General features: G+C 45.2%; 12 protein-coding genes and 1 pseudogene. 9 read left to right on the forward strand and 4 right to left on the reverse strand.

The window, feature by feature from the left end:
- Positions 1-96 precede the first annotated feature (96 nt).
- Positions 97-2010: a molecular chaperone DnaK gene (gene dnaK / locus A3712_RS05945; RefSeq protein ID WP_004737576.1), complete on the forward strand. Its 1914-nt coding sequence runs from the start codon at positions 97-99 to the stop codon at positions 2008-2010.
- 283 nt (positions 2011-2293) lie between these two features.
- Entirely contained in the window at positions 2294-3439 is a 1146-nt protein-coding gene (gene dnaJ, locus A3712_RS05950) for a molecular chaperone DnaJ (RefSeq protein WP_063522693.1), read from the forward strand.
- Positions 3440-3588: 149 nt separating this feature from the next.
- On the opposite strand, the gene A3712_RS05955 is transcribed toward dnaJ, so the two are convergent.
- Positions 3589-4020, reverse strand: coding sequence for a type IV pilin protein (locus tag A3712_RS05955; RefSeq protein WP_082856183.1), 432 nt, complete (start codon positions 4018-4020; stop codon positions 3589-3591).
- 102 nt (positions 4021-4122) lie between these two features.
- On the opposite strand from A3712_RS05955, the gene A3712_RS05960 reads away from it, so the two are divergent.
- From A3712_RS05960 to tadA, 6 genes and pseudogenes are all read left to right on the forward strand, one after another.
- Entirely contained in the window at positions 4123-4629 is a 507-nt protein-coding gene (locus tag A3712_RS05960; protein ID WP_063522695.1) for a GspH/FimT family pseudopilin, read from the forward strand.
- Positions 4610-5242: a PilW family protein gene (locus A3712_RS05965; RefSeq protein WP_082856184.1), complete on the forward strand. Its 633-nt coding sequence runs from the start codon at positions 4610-4612 to the stop codon at positions 5240-5242. Before A3712_RS05960 ends, A3712_RS05965 begins: the two co-directional genes overlap by 20 nt.
- On the forward strand, positions 5239-6579 hold the full coding sequence (locus A3712_RS05970; protein ID WP_063522696.1) for a hypothetical protein: 1341 nt from the start codon (positions 5239-5241) through the stop codon (positions 6577-6579). The genes A3712_RS05965 and A3712_RS05970 overlap by 4 nt, the downstream gene beginning before the upstream one ends.
- Positions 6569-7018 carry a type IV pilus modification PilV family protein gene (locus A3712_RS05975; protein ID WP_063522697.1) on the forward strand — a complete coding sequence of 150 codons (450 nt, stop codon included), beginning with the start codon at positions 6569-6571 and terminating at the stop codon, positions 7016-7018. Before A3712_RS05970 ends, A3712_RS05975 begins: the two co-directional genes overlap by 11 nt.
- A 296-nt stretch (positions 7019-7314) precedes the next feature.
- Positions 7315-8877 carry an AbgT family transporter gene (locus tag A3712_RS05980; RefSeq protein ID WP_063522698.1) on the forward strand — a complete coding sequence of 521 codons (1563 nt, stop codon included), beginning with the start codon at positions 7315-7317 and terminating at the stop codon, positions 8875-8877.
- A gap of 178 nt (positions 8878-9055) precedes the next feature.
- Positions 9056-9656, forward strand: a pseudogene (gene tadA / locus A3712_RS05985) (tRNA adenosine(34) deaminase TadA).
- Positions 9657-9715: 59 nt separating this feature from the next.
- On the opposite strand, the gene A3712_RS28610 reads toward tadA, so the two are convergent.
- Together A3712_RS28610 and mltF are read right to left on the reverse strand one after the other, a co-directional pair.
- Positions 9716-9847: a hypothetical protein gene (locus A3712_RS28610; RefSeq protein WP_004737586.1), complete on the reverse strand. Its 132-nt coding sequence runs from the start codon at positions 9845-9847 to the stop codon at positions 9716-9718.
- A gap of 302 nt (positions 9848-10149) precedes the next feature.
- The gene (gene mltF, locus A3712_RS05990) at positions 10150-11718 is read right to left on the reverse strand and encodes a membrane-bound lytic murein transglycosylase MltF (protein ID WP_063522700.1); all 1569 of its coding nucleotides are present in this window, start codon (positions 11716-11718) and stop codon (positions 10150-10152) included.
- 329 nt (positions 11719-12047) lie between these two features.
- Here mltF and purL point away from each other — a divergent pair, with 329 nt between their 5' ends.
- The gene (gene purL / locus A3712_RS05995; RefSeq protein WP_063522701.1) at positions 12048-15959 is read left to right on the forward strand and encodes a phosphoribosylformylglycinamidine synthase; all 3912 of its coding nucleotides are present in this window, start codon (positions 12048-12050) and stop codon (positions 15957-15959) included.
- 186 nt (positions 15960-16145) lie between these two features.
- Here the strand turns inward: purL and A3712_RS06000 are convergent, their stop codons facing one another.
- Positions 16146-17087, reverse strand: a complete 942-nt coding sequence (locus A3712_RS06000; protein WP_063522702.1) for a VirK/YbjX family protein — start codon at positions 17085-17087, stop codon at positions 16146-16148.
- Positions 17088-17245: the final 158 nt, after the last annotated feature.

The following is a 17245-nucleotide window of genomic DNA, read 5'->3' on the forward strand; positions in this document are numbered from 1 at the left end:
CTTTAATTTTGTGTATTAGGGTTGAATCTCTAATTACCACCCCCACATCAGTGGGTATAGCAAAAACTTAATAGAATATATTTCGGAGATAGCCTGATGGGTAAAATCATTGGTATTGATTTAGGTACTACTAACTCTTGTGTTGCTGTTCTTGACGGCGACAAACCACGCGTAATCGAAAATGCTGAAGGCGAACGTACAACAGCATCAGTAATCGCATACACAGAAGGCGAGACGCTAGTTGGTCAACCTGCAAAACGTCAAGCTGTTACTAACCCTCAAAACACACTGTTCGCTATCAAGCGTCTAATCGGTCGTCGTTTTGAAGATGAAGAAGTTCAACGCGATATCGAAATCATGCCTTTCAACATTGTTAAGGCTGACAACGGTGATGCATGGGTAGAAGCGCAAGGCCAAAAAATGGCTGCCCCTCAGGTATCTGCTGAAGTTCTTAAGAAAATGAAGAAAACAGCTGAAGACTTCCTAGGCGAAGAAGTAACTGGCGCAGTTGTAACTGTTCCTGCTTACTTTAACGATGCTCAACGTCAAGCAACTAAAGATGCTGGTCGTATCGCTGGTCTAGATGTTAAACGTATCATCAACGAACCAACTGCTGCTGCTCTAGCTTACGGTCTAGACAAGCAAGGCGGTGATCGCACTATCGCTGTATACGACCTTGGTGGTGGTACGTTCGATATCTCTATCATCGAAATCGATGAAGTAGAAGGCGAGAAGACTTTCGAAGTTCTTTCAACTAACGGTGACACTCACCTTGGTGGTGAAGATTTCGATAACCGCATGATCAACTACCTAGTAGATGAGTTCAAGAAAGAGCAAGGTATCGACCTTAAAACTGATCCACTAGCAATGCAGCGTGTTAAAGAAGCAGCAGAAAAAGCGAAAATCGAGCTTTCTTCTACTACTCAAACTGACGTAAACCTACCTTACGTTACTGCTGATGCGACTGGTCCTAAGCACATGAACATCAAAGTGACTCGTGCGAAGCTTGAGTCTCTAGTTGAAGACCTAGTACAACGTTCTCTTGAGCCTCTAAAAGTTGCTCTAGCGGATGCTGACCTATCTGTAGGCGAAATCACTGACGTTATCCTAGTTGGTGGTCAAACTCGTATGCCTATGGTTCAAGCTAAAGTTGCTGAGTTCTTCGGTAAAGAAGCTCGTAAAGACGTAAACCCTGACGAAGCAGTAGCAATGGGTGCTGCAGTTCAAGGTGGTGTACTAGCTGGTGACGTTAAAGACGTACTACTTCTAGACGTTACTCCTCTATCTTTCGGTATCGAAACGATGGGCGGCGTAATGACTAAGCTAATCGAGAAAAACACAACTATCCCAACAAAAGCGGATCAAGTGTTCTCTACAGCTGAAGACAACCAAAGCGCGGTAACTATCCACGTACTACAAGGTGAGCGTAAGCAAGCGACTTACAACAAGTCTCTTGGTCAGTTCAACCTAGAAGGTATCCAACCAGCACCACGTGGCATGCCACAAATCGAAGTAACTTTCGACCTAGATGCTGACGGTATCCTAAACGTATCTGCGAAAGATAAAGCGACTGGTAAAGAACAGAAGATCACTATCCAAGCATCAGGCGGTCTGTCTGAGGAAGAGATCGAAGCAATGGTACAAGAAGCAGAAGCTAACAAAGAAGCGGACAAGAAGTTCGAAGAGCTAGTAACTGCACGTAACCAAGCTGACCAAATGATTCACGGTACTAAGAAGCAAGTAGAAGAAGCTGGTGAAGCTCTACCTGCAGACGAGAAAGAGAAGATCGAAGCAGCTATCGCGGCACTAGAAGAAGTTAAGTCTGGTGACGACAAAGAAGCTATCGACGCTAAAGTTCAAGAACTTATGCAAGCAGCTCAGAAGCTAATGGAAATTGCTCAACAACAAGCTCAAGCACAGCAAGCTGGCGCTGAAGCGGGTGAGCAACCTAAGCAAGACGACGATGTTGTTGACGCAGAATTCGAAGAAGTTAAAGACGACAAAAAATAATTTCGTCGCAGAGTAGCTTAATTTCATGTTAGAAATTGAGCTATCTGCTTAGAGATTACGCAGTCTCAATTACTTATTAGTGCGGGCGTCAGAGGAAACTCTTACGCCCGTATATTTGTATTTAAGCTTGTCAATCTAGATAATGGCTCTCGAATCTCGAATCTCGAATCTCGAATCTCGAATCTCGAATCTCGAATCTCGAATCTCGAACCTTTATCTAGATTGATACACAGACTACTGAAGTTACTTTTCGGTAGTAGCAATTATTTTGGTGACCTAGAACATGTCAAAACGTGATTTTTACGAAGTATTAGGCGTAAGCCGCGATGCATCAGAGCGCGATATTAAAAAAGCGTACAAGCGCTTAGCAATGAAATTCCACCCGGACCGTAACCAGGGTGATGAGAGCGCAGCGGACAAATTTAAAGAAGTAAAAGTAGCGTACGAGATCCTAACCGATCCTCAAAAGAAAGCAGCTTACGACCAATACGGCCATGCAGCTTTTGAACAAGGCGGTATGGGGGGCGGCGGCGGTTTCGGCGGCGGTCAAGGTGACTTCGGCGATATCTTCGGTGACGTATTTGGCGACATCTTCGGCGGCGGTCGTCGTGGTGGCGGTCAACAACGTGCACAACGTGGTTCAGACCTACGTTACAACATGGAACTGACTCTTGAAGAAGCGGTTCGTGGTGTATCTAAAGAGATTGAAGTACCAACACTGGTTGAATGTGACACTTGTGATGGTAGCGGCGCGAAGAAAGGTACTTCTGCGCAAACTTGTGGCACTTGTCATGGTCACGGCCAAGTACAAATGCGTCAAGGTTTCTTCGCGGTTCAACAGACTTGTCCTACTTGTAACGGTAAAGGCAAGATCATCAAAGACCCATGTAACTCTTGTCATGGTCAAGGTCGTAAGCAGAAGACGAAAACACTTAACGTTAAGATCCCGGCTGGTGTTGATACTGGCGACCGCATTCGTCTATCTGGCGAGGGTGAAGCGGGAGAGCAAGGCGCTCCAGCTGGTGACCTGTACGTACAAGTTCACGTAAAAGAGCACAACATCTTCGAACGTGATGGCAACAACCTTTACTGCGAAGTACCAGTAAGCTTCTCTATGGCAGCTCTAGGTGGTGAAGTTGAAGTTCCAACACTGGATGGTCGTGTGAACCTTAAAGTGCCAGAAGAGACACAAACGGGCCGTATGTTCCGTATGCGTGGCAAAGGTGTGAAAGGCGTTCGTGGCGGCGGTGTGGGTGACCTAATCGTTAAGCTAGTGGTTGAGACGCCAGTTAAGCTAAGCTCTCGTCAGAAAGAACTTCTACGTGAGTTTGAAGAGACATGTGGCGGCGAAGCGGCAAGCAAGCATAAGCCTAAGTCTGAAGGTTTCTTCAGTGGCGTTAAAAATTTCTTCGATGACCTAACTAAGTAATTAGGTTTTTGAAATATTGAGTTATCGATACTTTAACTTAATGACGAAAATAGAAAGCCTGCTCATGTAGCAGGCTTTTTTGTGTCTGTAGAAAAGAGAAAAGAGAAAAGAGAAAAGAGGTGACACATTAGCTTGATTGTCTTGCCTCGTTATTTCCAACACGCTTCTGGCTCTGAGACGCCAGAGTGGTGTAGCTCCAAAATATCAGTCGTTGAGTCTAAGCAGTCATCGTTTGTCTGTGGGGCGTGCGGCTCAGCTTGAATAGTATAGGTGGTGCTGCTTGCTGAGATAGCGAGCGTGTATCGGCTCGTATTGGTATCGCAAAAACTGCATGTACCGGCGGAAATAATCCCTTGCGCTGCGGATGCATAGTCACCCGTATATAGGGTTTCCACCTCTAATTGTATCTTGGTCATGTCGGTCAACGCGGTGACACGATGTGCTTTCATAACATGGTTGGTGTAACTTGGGTAGGCAATTGCCCCGATTATTCCCACGATGACCACAGCCAGCAATAACTCGATCAATGTCATCCCTCTCATACTTGTGTTGTTGCTGTTGCATATATTTTTTCGAATCATCGCGAGTAGTTTCCTTTCATAGCTTAGTACATTCTTCTCCGGTGGTAGCATCGCTGCAAGATTAAATACGGGTACGCACTGAATTACATAGGAGTTTGGGAAATGACTCGCGGGTTTACTTTATTAGAGGTGTTAATTACGGTATCGGTACTGTCGATACTGATAGCGACGGCTGCCCCGAGTTTTAGTTCGGTGACTCAATCCGTCAAGATGCAGCGGTTGGCTGGGGAGCTCAACGGTTTCTTAATTCAAGCTAAGTCTGAATCGGTGAAAAGGAATCAGGATCTCTGGGTGCATTTTTCTACCGCAAAAAATGAAGTGCAATCGACTGGTGATTGGACGGTAAGGTTGAAGCCGACTGAAGATCTCACTGGAGAAACTTTGCTGCAGTTGTCGGGCGAACCATTTCGCGATGTCTCGTTTTCTCACAATTACACAGGGGAAAGGATCAGCTTTGAGAGTGTCAGGGGGAGACCTGCCAGAGGCACGATCTATATTTCTCCCAATAGATCTTCAACCGACCGTTTATTGATTAAATTATCTAGCCCTCCCGGGCGTATAAAAGTGTGTGGTGAGTCGAGTGCGCAGTATGGTTATGATGCGTGTTAAACCTGTCGTGGTAGGGCTCAGTAAGCAACAAGGCACTTCATTGGTTGAGTTAATGGTGGCCTCTGTGATTGGTATCTTCGCTATCTCGATTATCGGCAGTGTTTTTATTGCAGGACAGAGAATGGCCAAGGACAAAGGCATTGAGTTACTGCTGCTACAAAACCTAACCAGCACCATGCAAGTGATGAAAGAAGACATCCAACGAGCGGGTTACGACGGCTCAAACGGATACTCAATCAAGTTGTCTGGTGCAAGCAATACGATTCAAGTGAGTGGTGGTGTTGCGGTCGGCTTTGTTTATTTCAGAGAGGCTTCGAGCGACAATAAAAACCACCGCAATATTGTTTACCAAAAAAACGGTACCAAGCTGCAAATATGTGAGAAGGGCATCACAGTATCTGAGGCGATCCCCACGTTTGAACAGGTTACTGGCTGCTATTCATTGTTTGATGACACCATTATGGATGTCGATGAGTTCAATATTATGTCTCGGGTATTAGAGCAGAACTCGATAAAGAGCACGCTCACGGATATCAGTATAACTGCATCAATTACAACTGCTGCGGTGACCAAGTCAGTGTCTGTTTCTATTAAGCAGAGGAATTGGCAATGAGGAGATATGCAAAGCAGCATGGCGTAGTGACATTGTTGATTACATCGGTGCTTTTGCTTGGAGCCTTAGTCGTGACGTTAGGCTCCTATCGAAGCATTTTCCATCAGATGAAAGTGGCTCAAAATGAAGTTCAAGGCAGGCAAGCACATTGGCGATCGGAAGGTGGACTGGAGTGTACTTACGCATATCTACTTGAATTGGATAAAAATGTTGCCGACATTCAAGGTGCTAGTACTCGCCCAGCAGACTTTGTAGACTGGTGCTCTCCTTATCAAAATCAGCCTCAAATAGATGTGTCGATTACTGCTAGTTCTAGTACATATTTGGTGACGTCTTCTTCGAACACTAACTCCCTTTATAAGACGATAAGAGAACACTCCCTGTTGGGCATGGGAGCAATCCAGTCGACAGGACCAATAGAGATAGTTGGTACGTTAAGTCTCAAACCAACAGCGAAAGAGGAGCCAATCAGTGGTAATGAATATGAGTGTGTCAGTGTCTCTTTTGCTGACCTGTTTACTTATCAATATGATGCTACTCACGGTGATCCAGGGCTGGTGTTGGGGTTAGAAGTCCTTAATCCTACTGCTGATGGGCCCTTTTCTGGTTTCGATGGTGTTTGTCATAGCGACTATAAAACAGAGATCCCGAAAGGCACTTCCGGCAGTTCCTATTCGATCTATGCCCCTGATTATTATCAAGGAACTAACCCACTGCCATTCAAAAAAGACTTCAATCCAGATCCTAATATGAATCCGTTTTACACCTTCTTTGGTATGGCTAGAACGGAACAAAACATTCTCGACCTGTCGCAAGATACGGACCTGTTTAAGCATGTTCAGCTATTGAATGCGACGGAGTGTGGCCCTGAGATCATGGACCATTTTACGATAGGCCAAACCAAAGGGTTGTGGATTGAAGGTAACTGTCACGTCAATGCGGCGGTAGCAGCTGCAAATAACCCCTCTCAACTTCTCGTGATTCAAGATGGTGTGCTCGCACTGAATGGCGCCATGACCTATAGCGGGGTGATTTATCACTTGGTTGATTACCAAAAGAGCCATGTGAAAACGCGAGTCGATAACTTCTGGAACTCGCTTGCGGCTAACAACGTGTTTGCGCCTTTTATCAAACACATCGATGAGGCTAGCGTGATTAAAAAGAGTGTCGGGATTCAGTTTGCCTCTGGTTTACCTTCTGGTGGCCTTATCTTCGATTCTCCCTTGGGAGTGACGACCATTGTGGGGAATATGGACATGGATTTCGATGCGGATTCGAACCCAAGTGACCCGCCTTCAACGTACCAATGGCATCGAGGTTCGTGGAATGATTTCTAATAATTCTGGCTTCAGTTTACTAGAGGTACTTATCTCTTTTCTGCTGATTGGCGTTGCGTCGTTAGGGCTGGTTAAATTACAGGTGTACGCGGAACAAAAGTCGGATCATGCGCTCCAGAGTGTCGAAGCTTTGCATTTTGCAGAAAGGCAGATGGAGTTTTATCGAACTCGCGCGCTCAATGTTAGTGGTGCGGTAGGGCTTATTCCCTTTGAGGAACTAAATCAGTCGAGCTACTGTCTCAACATCGCGAGTTCAGATCCGTTCTCCGGTTTGTCGGGTTCTGCATATTCAATGACATGTGAAGTTACTAATGCGAGCGGAGCCTTATCTGGTGCCCTCAAAAACATTATTGTCACAGTTGCATGGCAAGATCGTATGAATCGTACGCAAAGTATTTACCTCGAAACTATGCTCTCGAAATACAGTGAGTTTGACTAATCCCTGAGCAAACGTTTACTGCATGCCAAGTCTTACGCCACTCCTTTTACAGACAATTTTCACTCCTCGGACATTGTTTAATTACTGGTTAAACTCATGTGTATGGAATAGTGTTTTTTTGTTTTTATATTGTTGTAGTTGTATGGTATTTTTGCAAAATATGTCTCCATTTATGAAACTTAGGATGGAATCTTGTGCTTTTTATGGGGGCTTTTAATAGAATATGTGTTGTACCAATAGGCCGTAGTAAAAACTTATATTAGGCCTAAACAAACAACATCACATATGGAGTTACAATGAGTAACCAAGCCGTAAAAAAAGCACCATCGACTGACAAGATCAGTGGAATGGATCGCTTTCTAAACTTCATTGAACGCGCCGGCAACAAAATTCCAGATCCAGCAATCCTGTTCTTCTGGGCTCTAGTTATCGTATGGGTAGCATCTGCACTTTTGTCGAATCTTTCATTCGATCTAATCAACCCTCAAACGGGTGCTGCTCTAGAAGTAAATAACCTACTGACTGGTGAAGCGCTGGCTCGCTTCCTAGCGAATATGGTTACTACGTTCACAGGCTTCGCACCACTAGGCATCGTACTTGTTGCTATGCTAGGTGTTGGCGTTGCAGACTCTTCAGGCTTCATTACTACTGGCCTTAAGAAGATGCTGAACTTCACGCCAGCTAAGCTACTTACGCCAATGCTAATCTTGGTTGCTATCGTGTCTCATACAGCAGCTGATGCAGGTTACGTTCTAGTAATCCCTCTTGGCGGTATCATCTTCCATGCTGCGGGTCGCCACCCTCTAGCGGGTATTGCAGCAGCATTTGCTGGTGTATCAGGTGGTTTCTCTGCGAACTTCATTCCTTCAGGTATCGACCCGCTACTCGCTGGCTTCACGCAAACAGCGGCAAACGTTCTTGACCCTGAATACGTGATTAACCCTCTAGCGAACATCTTTTTTACTGGCCTATCTTCAGTTCTTATTGTTGCTATCGGTTGGTACGTAACTGAGAAGATCATCGAACCTCGCCTAGCGAACACGCCAGTTGATGAAGATGCTGAAGAAGCACCTGATCTAGGTTCGTTCACTGCAATTGAATCAAAAGCATTCAAATACGCAGGTTGGGCAATGGTTGCTGGTATTGGTCTGCTTGTTGCAGCTCTAATCCCTGAGAACTCTGCATTGCGTTCTCCTGAAGGTGAGCTAACAGCATTCTCTGCACCAGTTATGAAGTCTATCGTTCCTCTGATCTTCATCCTGTTCATCATCCCAGGTATCGTTTACGGCCGTGTAGCGGGTACTTTCAAGAACAGCAATGACGTAATCAAGGCGATGTCTGAGACAATGGCTACGATGGGCGCGTACATTGTAATGTCGTTCTTCTGTGCACAGTTCCTATCGGCATTCGGTCAATCAAACATTGGTACTATGCTGGCACTTTACGGTGCTGAAGGCCTGAAAGCGATGGACCTTCCTGGTGAAGCGACAATCGTTGGTATGATTCTACTAACGGCTTCAGTTAACCTTCTTGTTGGTTCAGCTTCGGCTAAGTGGGCTCTTATCGGTCCAATCCTAGTTCCAATGCTAATGGTTGTAGGTATCTCTCCTGAGCTATCTCAAGCGGCTTACCGTGTTGGTGACTCAGTGTCTAACATCATCTCCCCACTAATGGTGTTCTTCCCACTGGTTGTTGTTTACTGCCAACGCTACGTTAAGTCTACAGGTATCGGTACTCTAGCTTCTCTAATGATGCCATTCTCGATTGCAATGCTAATCGGTTGGTCTATCTTCCTGCTAGCTTACTGGGCTCTTGGTGTCCCACTAGGTATCCAAGCACCTTACACTTATACAATGTAAGATTGAACTAAGCAAAATTAAGCTTTATTCATTACTAAGCCCGCACCGAAATGTGCGGGCTTTTTCTATTATTTAGATAGAGATAAAGATATAGTTAGAATTAATAACTAACCTCTATTATCTAGCAGGTGGTTATTGTTCATCACCTCTTTGTTGTCCATCATCACTAAGATTAGGTATGCTTCACCGCATACCTTTTTTGTTTCTATTGTTTGTTTTTGGAGTCCCCTTTGTCAGACCATCAATTCACCCCTCAAGATGAAATCTTCATGCGACGTGCCATCGAAGTGGCCAAAAAAGCTGAGAGTGAGGGAGAGGTACCCGTCGGTGCTGTGCTGGTAAAAGATGGTGAGATTATCTCTGAAGGGTGGAACCGTTCGATTGGTAGCCATGACGCAACAGCGCATGCTGAAGTGGAAACCTTGCGTAAAGCGGGGCAAGTTCTGGAAAATTATCGACTGCTTGATACCACCTTGTATGTCACGCTTGAGCCATGTCCTATGTGTGCGGGTGCCTTGTTACACAGCCGAGTGAAGCGCATTGTTTTTGGCGCGCCAGATCTAAAAGCAGGTGCGGCAGGGACGGTGTTGAATTTGTTTGAAAGCCAAGCTTCTTTCCATTATGCCGATGTTGAGCACGGGTTATTAGAAGACGAGTGTCGCGAGCAACTACAGGCGTTTTTTAAGCGTCGTCGAAAAGAGATAAAAGAGAAGCGAAAGCAAGAGCGTCTGTTGGAAGAGAAGCAGCTGGAAGCTGACAAGGCTCGTAAAAAGAAATAGCCTTTAGTCTAAGGCACTCTCATCGTTAGAGTGCCAAACAAACTTATTGGCCTTAGTGTTTACTCGGCAAGCATCTGCATGAAAGCACGGTTACGCCAAATGATCTTCTTCTTATTATTTGAAAGCATACGCTTACGACGGTTTGCAGCAACGGTCTTATCAAGGCGTTTCGATTTCAGTTTCTTCATCATTTCAATGATTTCCTATTGGTCGTCTGAGTGTGTCGTTTGGACTAACGACTTAATTATAGTGTGATTCGTCTGTTTGTTCTGTCGCGTAGAAGCTGACTTAGAAGAGCAATTCTATTCTTAAGCCTCTAACTTCGGCCAATGGTCTAGCCAAACAGAACGTTAATCTTGATTGTGGTGTGTCGTTATAAGGTGCAATTGTTACTGTAATATGACACTGCCTTTTATCCACACCACTCCTTTGTGTAAGGGATAGAAAGCGCAATAAAAAAGAGCAATACTGGAAGGCATTGCTCTTTTGGTTTCTAGTTCGAAGACTCAGAACCGCTAACTGTTGATTCTGCAGCGCTGATGCTGGAGTCAGCCCCAGAAGTCTCTAAAGGTGGAATAACGCTCAATCCTTCAAGACTCTCTTCTTGTTCTTTATTACGTTTATTAACATGGCCGATGATGCTTTGGTAATAACGGCGAATGTTCTCTACGTAGTTTCTAGCTTCATCACCACGTGCATAACCATAACGAGTTTGACTGAAGTATTTCTTCTGTCTCAGTAGAGGCAGCCTGTCTTTTACATCACCCCAAGCATCAGGGTCTCCGCCTTGCGCTTTGGTTAAGCGGCGTGCATCCATCATGTGTCCGTAACCGACGTTGTATGAAGCAAGCGCAAACCAGATCTTTTCGTGTTGTTTGATTGAATCTGGTACTCGGTTAACGATACGACGCAGGTATTCAACGCCACCTTGTACCGACTGTTTAGGGTCGAGACGGTTAGTCACACCAACGCTCTTCGCTGTCGGCAGTGTCAGCATCATCATGCCACGAACACCAGTTGGTGAGCGTGCGACTGGGTTCCAGTGCGACTCTTGATATGCCAGTGCGGCAATCAAACGCCAGTCAAACTCTTGCGAATACTTCTGAAACAGTAGCGACCATTTTGGTAGCTTGCTGTCTAGTGCGCGGATAAAGGCACGAGTATCAACGTAGTCAAAAGTGCCAATGTGACCAATGTACTTTTCTTCTAGCAAAGCAAGTTGACCAGACTGTTTTAGATTGCCGAAGAACTCAATCAGCAATGCGTAAAGGCTTTCATCTTCAGACTTCTCTAAGTACCAAGAGATAGGCTGGTCTTCCGTTAGCTCAAACGCCAGCGCTACGTCTGGGTATAGGCGTTGTGCCAGCGACAGCTCGATTGAGTCGGCAACCGTGAATAGGCGCTCGCCTGTTGATACTTCTTTTAGCAAGTCATTGATATCAGCATCTCTAACTGCTTCGTAGATGAAGTCTTGGTGTGTGTTCTGTAATTGCTTAAGTGTTGGTTCAAAGTGCGAGTCTTTGACCACAACTAAAGAGGGCGTCAGAGTCTCCTTATGTGACGCGTCTTGTGATTCAGCTTGCGCTTTGATGAATTTAGTCTGGCGCTCGTTCTCAAACTTGATCAGTTGATCTAGGTTTCTTGGACGCCATTGGCCTTTTTTGTACACCACCTGTTGGCTTACATAGTAATAAGCAGGCGCTACACGATAAGCACGAGTCAGCTTGTTATTTTGCGTTAACCCCGTAGCGATAAGGTCGATCTCGCCTTTATTTAGAGCTGGGAATAGGCCCGATAGACGGTAAGCCGGTTTAACCTCAAGCTTAACCCCCAGTTCTTGTGCAAACTCACGAGCCAATTCGTAATCGAGGCCAGAAGGGCCATCAGGACCAATGTAATAGGAGAGTTGGTTATTCAGAGTACCGACACGAAGCACGCCACGCTCTCGTATCTGCTCGAGGACACTTTTAGGTTCAGATTCAATCTGGCATGCGGTTAGCCCAAACAGAGCGATACCCAGCAGAAAGAACTTAGACGAAAAGATGAGAGAAAATTTAGGCATCAAAATGAAATCTCGAAAAGTGGAAGCCCCTTTATACCAAACCCCGCCAGACTGGCAAAGCAGGTTTCTTTAAACAGATGTAAAAGTGGTGATAAATGCAGCAAAAACACCATTTGCTCAGAAACATGAAAAAAATCACGCAAACGGTTGCCTTTGGTGTTACGTCACAAAAAAAAATGCTTTATAATGCGCTCGCATTGAAGAGGTGGAATCGGCATAGGTTTTTAAACCTTCGGGAATAGCTTCGAAGAGAACAGTTAGGTTTTTCCTTTAACCCACTGAATTTATTCCAATATCACCTTAATCAACTGCATAAGAGACCTAAGCACATGAGAATTTTGCGTGGCTCCCCAGCTCTATCTGAGTTTCGTGTTAACAAGCTTTTAGAGCTTTGTCGTGAATTAAGCTTACCTGTAACAGGTATTTACGCTGAGTTTGCTCACTTTGCTGATTTAATAGCAGACCTAGACGCGTCTGAAGTTGAGAAGCTAGAAAAGCTACTGACTTACGGTCCAACGATTGAAGAGCATGAACCTGAAGGTTTACTGCTGCTTGCTACTCCTCGTCCAGGTACTATTTCTCCTTGGTCTTCAAAGTCGACAGACATCGCTCACAACTGTGGTCTTGATAAAGTCGTTCGCCTTGAGCGCGGTACCGCTTTTTACATCGAGACATCAACAGAACTTTCTGAGCTTCAACTGGTTGAACTGAAAGCGATTCTTCACGATCGTATGATGGAAGTGGTTTTCACTGACTTCGAATCTGCGGCAGCATTGTTCACCGTTGCTGAACCGGCACCTTATGCGGAAGTTGATCTTCTTACAGGTGGCCGTAAAGCGCTTGAAGAAGCAAACGTTACCCTAGGTCTCGCTCTTGCAGAAGATGAGATTGATTACCTACTTGAAAGCTTTGTAACCAAGCTCGAACGTAACCCGACTGATATCGAGCTAATGATGTTTGCACAAGCGAACTCAGAGCACTGTCGTCACAAGATCTTCAACGCTGACTGGACTATCGACGGCGTTATGCAAGAAAAATCTCTGTTTAAAATGATCAAAAATACGTTTGAAGTGACACCTGATAACGTACTTTCTGCTTATAAAGATAACGCGGCTGTTATGACGGGCTCTGAAGTAGGTCGCTTCTTCCCAGATCCTAAAACTCGCCAGTACAACTACCACCAAGAGAAAACACACATCTTGATGAAAGTTGAGACGCACAACCACCCAACAGCTATCTCTCCATGGCCGGGCGCATCAACAGGTTCAGGCGGTGAAATCCGTGATGAAGGCGCAACAGGTATCGGTGGTAAGCCAAAAGCTGGTCTTGTGGCATTCTCTGTATCTAACCTTAAGATCCCGAACTTTGTTCAACCTTGGGAAACTGACTTCGGTAAGCCAAGCCGTATCGTTAATGCTTTGGACATCATGCTTGAAGGTCCTCTTGGTGGCGCCGCATTCAACAACGAATTCGGTCGTCCAAACCTACTAGGTTACTTCCGTACTTACGAAGAGAAAGTAAACTCTCACGCAGGTGAAGAAGTTCGTGGTTACCACAAGCCAATCATGCTGGCTGGTGGCCTAGGTAACATCCGTGACGAGCACGTTCAGAAGAAAGAGATCCCAGTAGGTGCAAGCCTAATCGTTCTAGGTGGTCCTGCAATGAACATTGGCCTTGGTGGCGGTGCGGCATCTTCAATGGATTCTGGTTCTTCTTCTGAAGATCTTGACTTCGCTTCGGTACAACGTGAAAACCCAGAGATGGAGCGTCGTTGTCAGGAAGTGATCGACCGTTGTTGGCAGTTAGGTGATGCGAACCCAATCGCATTCATCCACGATGTGGGCGCGGGCGGTATTTCAAATGCACTTCCTGAACTCGTTGACGATGGCGAGCGTGGTGGTATCTTCAACCTGCGTGACGTGCCAAACGATGAGCCGGGTATGAGTCCACTAGAGATCTGGTGTAACGAGTCTCAAGAACGCTACGTAATGGCGGTTGCAGACAAAGACATGGCAACGTTCGACGCTATTTGTAAACGTGAACGCGCACCTTACGCAGTGGTTGGTAAAGCTACTGAAGAGCGTGAACTGAAACTTGAAGATTCACACTTCGACAACACGCCAATCGACATGCCGATGGACATCCTATTAGGTAAAACACCTAAGATGCACCGTGACGCAAAAACGCTAAAAGCGAACAACCCAGCGATTGACCGTTCTGGTATCGAAATGAACGAAGCAGTTGACCGTGTTCTTCGCCTACCAACTGTCGCAGAGAAAACATTCCTTATTACTATCGGTGACCGCTCGGTAACTGGCCTTGTTGCTCGTGACCAAATGGTTGGCCCATGGCAGGTTCCTGTTGCTAACTGTGCGGTAACGGCAGCAAGTTACGACTCTTACCACGGTGAAGCGATGTCTCTTGGCGAGCGTACGCCAGTAGCTCTACTAGACTTCGGCGCATCTGCTCGTCTAGCGGTTGGTGAAGCAATCACAAACATCGCAGCGACTAACATCGGCGATATCAAACACATTAAACTGTCGGCTAACTGGATGTCTCCAGCGGGTCACCCAGGTGAAGATGCAGGTCTTTACGAAGCGGTGAAAGCCGTTGGTGAAGAGCTATGTCCAGCACTGGGTCTAACTATCCCTGTGGGTAAAGATTCAATGTCGATGAAGACGAAGTGGGAAGAGAACGGCGAACAGAAAGAAGTAACGTCTCCGCTATCTCTTGTTATCACTGCATTTGCTCGTGTTGAAGATGTTCGTAAGACGATTACGCCTCAACTTCGCACCCCTGATAACCTTGAAGGACTAGGCGACACTTCACTAGTTCTTATCGACCTAGGTAACGGCAAAAATCGTCTAGGAGCAACGGCACTGGCGCAAGTTTACAAGCAGCTTGGTGATAAGCCTGCAGACGTAGACAACGCAGCACAACTGAAAGGTTTCTACGAAGGCGTTCAAGCACTGGTTGCTAACGATCAAGTTGTGGCTTACCACGATAAAGGCGATGGTGGTCTATTCGTTACTCTTGCTGAGATGGCATTCGCAGGTCACTGTGGTGTTAATGCTGATATTGCAGCTTTAGGCGAAGATACTCTAGCTGCACTATTCAATGAAGAGCTAGGTGCGGTAATCCAAGTTCGTAACGACGACCTAGACGCTGTTCTTTCAACTCTTGCAGCAAACGGCCTAGAAGCGTGTTCACACGTAATCGGTTCTGTTGAAGCATCTGATGAGCTAGTGATTAAGTCTGGTGAGTCTGTCGTGATTGAACGTAACCGTACTGAATTACGTACTATCTGGGCTGAGACTACGCATAAGATGCAAGGTCTACGTGATAACCCAGTTTGTGCTGACCAAGAGCATGAAGCGAAGAAAGACAACTCAGATCCAGGTCTGAACGTGAAACTGAGCTTCGACGTAAACGAAGACATCGCAGCACCTTTCATTAACACTGGTGCTAAACCTAAGATGGCGATTCTACGTGAGCAGGGTGTTAACTCTCATGTTGAAATGGCAGCAGCATTTGATCGTGCAGGCTTCGAAGCGACAGATATTCACATGAGCGACATCCTTACTGGTCAAGCGGTACTTGATGAGTACAACGGCCTTGTAGCATGTGGTGGCTTCTCTTACGGTGACGTACTGGGCGCTGGTGAAGGTTGGGCTAAGTCGGTTCTATTTAATGACTCGACTCGTGAGCAATTTGAAAACTTCTTCAAGCGTGAAGATACCTTCTCTCTAGGTGTATGTAACGGTTGTCAGATGCTGTCTAACCTGCGTGAGCTTATTCCTGGTGCTGAGTACTGGCCACGTTTTGTTCGTAATGAATCTGAGCGTTTCGAAGCACGTTTCAGCCTAGTTGAAGTTCAGAAATCAGATTCTGTATTCTTCAACGGCATGGAAGGCTCTCGTATGCCTATCGCTGTTTCTCACGGTGAAGGCCGCGTAGAAGTACGTGACAACGACCACCTAAACGCGATTGAAAACTCAAGTACGGTTGCTCTACGTTATGTTGATAACCACGGTAACCCAACGCAGCAATACCCGAATAACCCGAACGGTTCGCCAAACGCTATCACAGGTTTAACAACGACGGATGGCCGCGTGACTATCATGATGCCTCACCCAGAGCGTGTATTCCGCACAGTCGCTAACTCTTGGTCTCCAGAAGGTTGGGGCGAGAATGGTGCTTGGATGCGTATGTTCCAAAACGCACGCAAGAACGTGGGTTAATCGTGCCGCGTTAATCTAGATTCTGTTAAGCAAAAATGAAAAGCGCAGATCGAAAGGTCTGCGCTTTTCATTTCATTTGGTCAGTATGTTTGAAGGTTGCTCAATAATTAATTGTTATTATGAACGAGGAAATTGTTTTTTATCATTAGATCTATTTACTCTCAGAGTGGATGACATCACTCCGGTTCAAATAATTGAATTGCTTGCTTCGTTTGGTAAGGCAATTTTTGATAAAGACTCAGTCAGCTCCTCCTCCAATTTATCAAGTAGAGCGTACCTTTTTGAGTAAAGGTTACGCTTACTTCTTTTTAAATGGGTCAGGTCTTTGCGTTCTAATTTAACTGGAATCTGATAAAAGAACTTATTTACTTTTTGTCCGCCCATCTCTTCCCACAAAGAGTCATAATCACTGCTAATAGCCCCTCTTTTTGAACCCAAGTATCGCAAAGCTTGATATACATGGCCTTTATTTGATACTGCGATCACTTTGTTCACTTCAAAATACCTAGCAAACATTAAGCTCAAATTGAGCATTAGAGCTTTAGGGCGAAGGCCGTGAAGTGTTCGAGTTATTTCTTTAATCTTAATCTGACTATCAATGACATGACGGTTGGTTCCTTGTAAGCAACCTATGTGTAACACTCTGTCATTTCCTTCTTCAGAGAGGTTACATGTAATTGAATATATGGTCTGGCCAGAATGCAATTCTACAAGCTTAATGCCAATAGATCCCTCTCTTGACTCTCCAGGATAAAGCTCGATCGTGTAAGGTTGACCATGCCGATCTTTGAAGGTTGTTATCTCGAATGGTTTTTCATAAAGGTTTATAACCTTACTATTAAACTTGTCAGTTAAAATTTGAAAATGCGATCGTATCAGATCTAGCCTCTGGGTGGATGAGAAACTAGGAGAGATGAATGGTTTTAATGGCTTTTCAAAGAGCTTGTAGTCGTTTTCAAAGATTGCTGTTAGTTTTTTATCCTTCTGTAAATCGTACACTCCTTGAGTCACTTGGCGATTGAGCAACCCCCACATAACAAATCGAATGTTTTTACGAAGGTAGTCCACTCCATAACAATGCGGATGAACTTTCTTTGATAGATCGTGGAGTTTTTTTAAACTGTGCATGAGAATTTTGTTCGAAATGAGTGGATCAATTGAGATGATTATATAAAACAATAAAACACTGTTCAAAATATCATGGCCATTTAGTTATGTGTTAGCAGGGAATTTGACCCTCTGAGCTGTTTCTGCCATGTGTCACAGGATAAGATGAATTTGTTAGA

The organism is Vibrio sp. HI00D65, assembly GCF_001635455.1.
GTDB lineage: Bacteria > Pseudomonadota > Gammaproteobacteria > Enterobacterales > Vibrionaceae > Vibrio.